Here is a 1,290-nt window from a genome sequence, read left to right on the forward strand (position 1 = left end):
GAGATCGTAACGGACGCGGCGGCTGGCTGCCCCCCAAATGAACCGCGCGGTGAGCGGCCCCTTCGGCGTGCCGTTCCTGCGCATTCCGCTCACCGCCTCCGCGACGATTGTGCGCGGCAACGCCCTTGCGCTCGACTGGACGGAGATAATCCCGCCCGCAAAGCTGTCGTATATTCTGGGCAACCCGCCGTTCTTGGGGGCGCGGATAATGAGCAAAGCACAGAAAAGCGAACTTGAAACGGTGTTTTCTGAAGTAAAAAACAGCAATAATCTTGATTATGTAACGTGCTGGTATAAGAAAACGGCGCAATACATACAAGGAACGCAGATAGAAGCTGCATTTGTCTCAACAAACAGCATCTGTCAGGGCGAACAGGTGCCGATTTTATGGACAGAACTGCTGAACAGGCACGGCATTAAAATCAACTTTGCCCACCAGACGTTCAAGTGGAGCAACGAGGCGCGGGGAAAGGCGGCGGTGTATTGCGTCATCATCGGGTTCGGGCTTGCCGACAGACAGGAAAAGAAACTGTATCTGTATGAAACGGTAACAAGCCAGCCGGTTGAGACTTCTGTTAAGCAAATTAACGCTTATTTAGTTGACGCTCCGCTTATATTTATTGAAAAGACGCAAAACCCGCTTTGCAGGGTATCCGAAATGGTTTTTGGCAGTATGCCGAATGATGACGGGCATTTTTTGCTTACCGAAACGGAAAAAGATGAAATTCTCAAAAAAGAACCGGCGATCTCCGAGTTTATCCGCCCATTTCTAGGCGCTGACGAATTTATCAACGACAGAAAACGATATTGCATATGGCTGAAAGGCGCAGCGCCTGAAAAATACAGCCATTCAAAAGAGATTTTAGAACGAATAGCCGCGGTCAAAGCACACAGAGCAAGCAGTATGCGGGGTGCAACGCAAAAACTGGCGAATTTTCCAACGCTCTTTGGCGAAATCAGGCAGCCGGATTCTGACTATTTGTTGATACCTAGCACGTCATCAGAGAAAAGGAAATACATACCTATTGGGTTTATTGATAAATATACAATCAGTTCAAACGCGAATTTGCTTGTTCCCAACGCCACCCTCTACGAATTCGGTGTTATCACGTCGGGTATGCATATGGCTTGGGTGCGCTACGTCTGCGGCAGGCTTGAAATGCGCTAGGTAGTGTGGACTAAAGAGGAGGAGAGAGGTAAAAAGGGAGATATGAATGAAATACTCCACAGCAAACTATGGAATATTTCATTAAAATCGTTTTCGGCACCCTCAAACGCTGGCGAGGAATC

General features: G+C 48.4%; 1 protein-coding gene. It reads left to right on the plus strand.

The features are described 5' to 3' along the window. The first annotated feature begins 22 nt into the window (after positions 1-22). On the plus strand, positions 23-1,168 hold the full coding sequence (locus tag AWU74_RS05685; protein WP_306701019.1) for a type IIL restriction-modification enzyme MmeI: 1,146 nt from the start codon (positions 23-25) through the stop codon (positions 1,166-1,168). Positions 1,169-1,290: the final 122 nt, after the last annotated feature.

The sequence above is a fragment of the Treponema endosymbiont of Eucomonympha sp. genome (genome assembly GCF_001028545.1).